General features: G+C 63.1%; 4 protein-coding genes. 3 read left to right on the top strand and 1 reads right to left on the bottom strand.

The window, feature by feature from the left end:
• Together AC6LJ9_RS30120 and acpA are read left to right on the top strand one after the other, a co-directional pair.
• Window positions 1–1,138 (top strand): amidase (locus tag AC6LJ9_RS30120; RefSeq protein WP_498150384.1); only part of this gene is annotated, 1,138 nt, incomplete at its 5' end.
• Window positions 1,139–1,488: 350 nt separating this feature from the next.
• A complete protein-coding gene (gene acpA / locus AC6LJ9_RS30115) occupies window positions 1,489–3,216 on the top strand; it encodes an acid phosphatase (protein ID WP_498150383.1) in 1,728 nt (575 codons plus the stop codon).
• Between the two features lie 32 nt (window positions 3,217–3,248).
• Here the strand turns inward: acpA and AC6LJ9_RS30110 are convergent, their stop codons facing one another.
• Window positions 3,249–4,319 (bottom strand): RNA methyltransferase, encoded by a 1,071-nt coding sequence (locus tag AC6LJ9_RS30110; RefSeq protein WP_498150382.1) that lies wholly within the window; start codon window positions 4,317–4,319, stop codon window positions 3,249–3,251.
• 610 nt (window positions 4,320–4,929) lie between these two features.
• On the opposite strand from AC6LJ9_RS30110, the gene AC6LJ9_RS30105 reads away from it, so the two are divergent.
• Window positions 4,930–5,277, top strand: a complete 348-nt coding sequence (locus tag AC6LJ9_RS30105; protein ID WP_498150381.1) for a hypothetical protein — start codon at window positions 4,930–4,932, stop codon at window positions 5,275–5,277.
• The last annotated feature ends 517 nt before the right edge of the window (window positions 5,278–5,794 follow it).

The following is a 5,794-nucleotide window of genomic DNA, read 5'->3' as shown; positions in this document are numbered from 1 at the left end:
CGTGCGCGGTCCGCTGCACGGCATTCCCGTGGCCATCAAGGACAACGTCGACACCGCCGACATGCCCACCACCATGGGCGCCGCGCATTTCCTGGGCCATCGCCCGGCGGCCGACGCGCGTTGCGTGACGCTGCTGCGCGAGGCCGGCGCCATCGTGGTCGGCAAGACGCTGACGCATGAATTCGCCTACGGTCCCACCGGCGACCGCAGCGTCCAGGGCGCCGCGCGCAATCCCTGGGATCCGGCGCGCATCACCGGCGGCTCCAGCGCCGGCAGCGCGGCGGCGGTGGCGGCGGGCATGGTGCCGGTGGCGCTGGGCACGGACACCGGCGGCTCGGTGCGCGTGCCGTCGGCGCTGTGCGGCCTGGTCGGCTTCAAGCCCTCGCATGGCCGCGTCAGCGACGCGGGCGTGTTTCCGCTGTCGCCCTCGATCGAGGACGTGGGCGTGCTGGCGCAGAGCGTGGAGGACGCGCAGGCGTTCATGCACATCCTGAGCGCAGGCGCCATCGCCGATGCCGGGGAGGCGAACGATGCGCCGCGCATCGCCTGGCTCGCCAACGCGCCGTTTGCCATCGATCACGAGCCGGTCACTGCCTGCGCGCGCGCGGCGGCCGAACGGCTGGCCGGCGCGGCGCTGCGGGACGGCGGCGAGGTCACCCAGCACGCGCGCGCGCTGCAGGCCGCGTTGAGCGCGATCCAGCGTTCCGAAGCCTACGAGGTGCACGCCGAACGCGTCGAGCGCGAGCCCGGCAAGTACGATCCCGAAGTGCTGGAGCGGCTGCGCGCCTCGCGGCCGGTGCAGGGCTGGGAGTACGTGCGCGGCCTGAAGGAAAGGGCGCGGCTGCAGGCCGAGTTCGCGCGGATCTTCGAGCATGTCGACGCGCTGGCGCTGCCCACTGTCGCGATCACCGCGCCGGCCCTGCAGCAGCGCAGCGTCAATGGCCCGGGCAGCGCAGGCGTGCGTGAAACGCTGCTGGGCCTGACCAATCCGTGGAACGTGCTGGGTTTGCCGGCCATCAGCCTGCCCGCGGGCTTCGTGGACGGACTGCCCGTGGGCCTGCAACTGGTGGGGCCGGCCGGCGCGGACGCGGCGCTGCTGGCGCTGGCGGCGCGACATTGGACGCCGGCGCGCGCTTGAGTCCGAGCGAACATGCCATGCAGCTGGCGGGCGTCGAGTAGGGCGGCATCACGCCGCGCTGCCCGCTGACAGTACCCTGAAGTGATGCTGCTCCAGCGCTGCGAGAGCCTTGATGCACTCGCAGCGCTTTTCTTTTTCCTCATCGTTTTCCCTTGCCTGCGCGCACGTCTTTCCATGCCGTGCCACTCACGCACGGCCCGGGCGCGCAAGCGGCTTGACAGCCCCCTGACAGCAACCGGTCACACCCGGAAAACATTGCGTCTCTAGTCTGTGGCCCGTCAACGAAGCCGGCTGTCATCCGGCGCCCAGCGACGCAATGACAGTGCGCCGCGTTTCACGCAAGGTCACTCATGTCTGAAAAAGAAAAGCATCCCGCAACGCCGCCCGAGGACGCCAAGGGCAATCCGCCGGAGCAGGTCCGGCCCGCACGCCGCGGCTTCCTGACCGGCATCGCCGCGCTCGGCGCCAGCGCCACCGCGCTGGGCGCGCTGGGCGGCTGCTCCAGCGACGACAATGACGACGACAAGCCCGCGCCGCCGCCGGCTCCGCCGACGCCGCCCGACACCACCAAGCTGCTGCGCGACAACGTCAAGACGCTGGTCGTGATCTTTGCCGAGAACCGCAGCTTCAACAATCTCTTCGCCAATTTCCCCGGCGTGGAAAAGCCGCTGTCCGCGCTCACCGCCGCCGACTACACGCAGTACGACCGCGACGGCACGGCGCTGTCCGTGCTGCCGCCGGTGTGGGGCGGCATGGTGCCGCAATCGCAGCAGGCCAACCACATCACCTATCAAGTGGACCAGGCCGCGCCCTACATGAACAACCTGGCCAACGCGCCGTTTCCGCTGCGCGGCCCGCAAGGCGAGCCGCTGCCGCAAGGCGTGGTCACGCGCGATCTGTGGCATGTGTTCTATCAAAACCAGATGCAGATCAACGGCGGCAAGAACGACCGCTTCGTCGCCTGGGCGGATTCGGGCGGCCTGGTCATGGGCTACTACAGCGACTCGGCCTACAACCTGCGGCTGTGGAAGCTGGCACAGGAATTCACGCTGTGCGACAACTTCTTCCAGGGCGCCTTCGGCGGCTCGTTCCTGAACCACCAATACCTGGTCGCCGCACAGCCGCCGGTCTATCCGGATGCGGCCAACTCGGTGGCCAAGGTCCAGATCGCCCAGCTGCAAAGCGCGGATCCAACCGACACGCGCCTGCAGCCCAAGCCTACGTCGCCGGCCAGCGCCATTGCCGGCAGCCCGCAGTTCGGCCCCAGCGCGCTCTCGCCCGACGGCTTCGGCGTGAATACCATGGGGCCGCCGTACTGGCCGGCGTTCTCGCGCAGCGCCGCCGATCCGACGCAGGCCGATCCCGCCAACCCGATGACCATGGTGCCGCAAGGCCACGCCAACATCGGCGACCTGATGACGGCCAAGGGCCTGGATTGGGCCTGGTACGCCGGCGGCTGGCAGGCTGCCGTCGACTCCACCGCCAACACCGGCTTTCCGTCGTCGCCCAACTTCCAGGCCCATCACCAGCCCTTCAACTACTTCAAGAGCACCGCGCCCGGCACGCCGGCGCGCACGGCGCATCTGCGCGACGGCGGCCTGGGCGATATCACCGCGACCAACAAATTCCTGGCCGACGCCGAGGCCGGCAAGCTGCCGCCGCTGACCTTCTACAAGCCGCAGGGCAATCTCAACATGCATGCCGGCTATGCCGACGTGGAGTCGGGCGACCGCCACATCGCCCACATCGTCGACAGCCTGCGCAAGAGCGCGCAATGGAAGAACATGGTGGTGGTCATCACCGTGGACGAGAACGGCGGCTGGTGGGACCACGTCGCGCCGCCCAAGGGCGACCGCTGGGGGCCGGGCTCGCGCATTCCGGCGCTGGTGATCTCGCCGTTCTCGAAGAAGGGCGCGGTGGATCACACCATCTACGACACCGGCTCGATCCTGCGCCTGGCCACACGCTTGTTCGACCTGCCGGTGCTGGATGGATTGAAGGCGCGCGACGAGGCGATGAAGGGGCGCGGACAGCAGCCGATGGGTGATTTGACCAATGCGTTGACGTTCGGCGCGTGATGTTCAGCGTTTGATGTGGAGCAGGGCGGTCGTCACGGCCGCCCTGGCTGCGAGGCTTGCGGCCGCGCCGTACGCGTGCGGCGCAGCTCCACCACCTGCTCCGCGCCGACGGCGCGGGCGCGCAGCTGGCCACAGCCGGCATCCACGTCCTGCCCTGCGCTGTTCCTGATCTTGGTCAGCACGCCACGACTGTGCAGGCTGCGCACGATCTCGCGGATGCGCTCGGGATCGGGGCGCTGGTAGTCATCGCCTTCGAGGCTGTTGAACGGGATGACGTTGAGCACGCCGTACTTGCCCTTGAGCAGGCGCACGATGGCGTCGAGTTCGTCGTCGCCGTCGTTGACGCCCTTGAGCAGCGTCCATTGATACTGGATCGGATAGCCGGTGTCGCGGGCGTACTGTTCGCCGAGTTCGATCAGCGCTTCCGGTGCGATTCTCGGCGCGCGCGGCAGCAGGTGCGCGCGCAGTTCCGCCTTGGTCGTGTGCAGCGACAAGGCCAGCGCGGGCTTGATGCGCTGCCGGGGCAGCGCCTCGAACACGCGCGGATCGCCTACGGTCGAGAACACCAGGTTCTTGTGGCCGATGCCGCCCTCGGTGCCGAGCAGATCGATGGCTTCGAGCACGTTCTCGAGATTGTGCGCGGGCTCGCCCATGCCCATGAAGACCACCTTCTTCACCGCGCGCATGCGCCGCGCCAGCACCACCTGGGCCAGGATCTCCATGCTGGTGACCTGGCGGATCAGGCCGCTCTTGCCGGTCATGCAGAAGCGACAGCCCACCGCGCAGCCGACCTGTGTCGAGACGCAAAGCCCATCGCGCGGCAGCAGCACGCTTTCCACCATCTGCCCATCGGCCAATTCGACCAACAGGCGCGAGCCATCGTTGCCGGCATGCTCGGAACGGACGCAGGCCAGACCGTCCAGCTCCGCCGTCAGGGCGGGCACGGCGTTGCGCAGCGCCAGCGGCAGGAAGTGTTGGGAGTCGCGCCGCCGCGTGCCCTGGTCCAGCGGCTGCCCTTGCAGCCAGACGCGCATGAGCCGGCCGCGATGCACGGGCAGGGCGTCAAGGGCGGCGAGACGTTGGTCGAAGTCGGCGTGGCGCATGCGGGAAAAGAGGCGAGCGGCGCCAGATGTAGGCCGCCAAGCCCGTGCAGTCGAGCGAATTGATGAGCTTGCAGATACAAAAAAGCCCTGGAACACAGTGTGTATCCAAGGCTTTTCCGTCTGGAATTTGGTGGAGCGGAGGAGGCTCAAACACCCAAGCCAAAAAGGCTTTTATATTCAGACAGTTAACTCTAGTCACGGGTTGAGAAATCGTTACCAGTAATGCTACCATGCAGTCCACAAACTTGGGGACCAATCTTTAAAGGTTAATCATGAAATGGATTTGGGTCTTTGTTGCGGTTGTCGTAGCATTTATATTCTGGCTCACTCTTTCGGTCGATAATGGGCTTTTGGGTGTTTGGTATAGAATTACTGGGGCAAGTTAAATCTGATAGCCTAGGATGTAGCGAGCTATTATTAACGCTGTAATTGCACCCAAAAGAGCTTGAAAAAACACACTGCTTAGAAATTCCTTCATGGATTTGCGCTCCTTGTTGACAAATTTAAAATTATCATTAATATTATTTTTGTCAATAGCCATTGGGCGAACTGACGCATACCGACAATAAGCCAGCCCTAAGCTGGCTTTTTTGTATATAAGGATTTAATAATGAATCTGGTTTCACTGCTTGCCGCATTTGGAATGGGATCTGTAATCACTGCCTTGGTTCAGTCGTGGCTGTCTAGGCGATATCAAACAGATGAGCGGCGATTTCGGGAAAAGCAACAAGCTTATGTTGGCTTGTTGGAGGCCTATCACCGTGCTGCCGTAGAGATGAGCGACAAAGCAGCTAAGGAATTCGCCTATTGGCAGATGCGGTGTTCTCTCGTGGCACCACTGTCTGTTCGAGCCGCCATCCAGCGGGTCATCGATACCAACGATGATAAGCAGGGCAGGGTACTAGCTCATCAAAAAATGGAAGAGGAAATGCGACGAGATTTAGGTGTGGAAAAATAGGATTTTAAGAGCCCTTGACAATTTATTTTATTTTTGTATCTTAGGGGAATCGCGTACGGTATGCGTCGAGGTCAGATGGTTTCTTTTGGGGATTTGTTTCCCATCTAATAAAACCCTTCCCGATTCCCGCTATGCCAAGCAATGAATAATTAAGCTGTAATGCAGATGCTCGTTAAATTAAATGTGACTGCGAAGGGATGAGATCCTTAACGATAAATCAGCCAACTATTGTGAGATTGCAAACCCGAAAGGGTAAAGCCGTTAGAATGGACAAGTAGCAAAGCGGCATGGAAGACAGTCAGAAGGACCCAGCTACTGTATTGGCAACGATACGAACCTTCGAAACAGATAAAGTTGCTTTATATCTGTCCGGTGCTATGTGGTCGCTATTGACCTGCCCGGATTTTTCACACCAACGGGATTTGGAGTCTAGCCTCGTTGATTGACCTACTTGCCACCGTCATGGCGGCTTGCCGCGGAGTCAGATATCCCAGACTGGAGTGGGGCCTGACTGTGT

The sequence above is a fragment of the Achromobacter sp. 1011811831 genome (assembly GCF_059760905.1).
Note: the sequence above shows the minus strand (reverse complement) of the source record. Positions and strands in the feature narration are given on the sequence as shown.

What these genes read in the sequence shown, in the direction of transcription:
- acpA (WP_498150383.1), top strand. Translation starts at nt 1,489, where the DNA reads ATGTCTGAAAAAGAAAAGCATCCCGCAACGCCGCCCGAGGACGCCAAG.
- AC6LJ9_RS30110 (WP_498150382.1), bottom strand. Translation starts at nt 4,319, where the DNA reads ATGCGCCACGCCGACTTCGACCAACGTCTCGCCGCCCTTGACGCCCTG.
- AC6LJ9_RS30105 (WP_498150381.1), top strand. Translation starts at nt 4,930, where the DNA reads ATGAATCTGGTTTCACTGCTTGCCGCATTTGGAATGGGATCTGTAATC.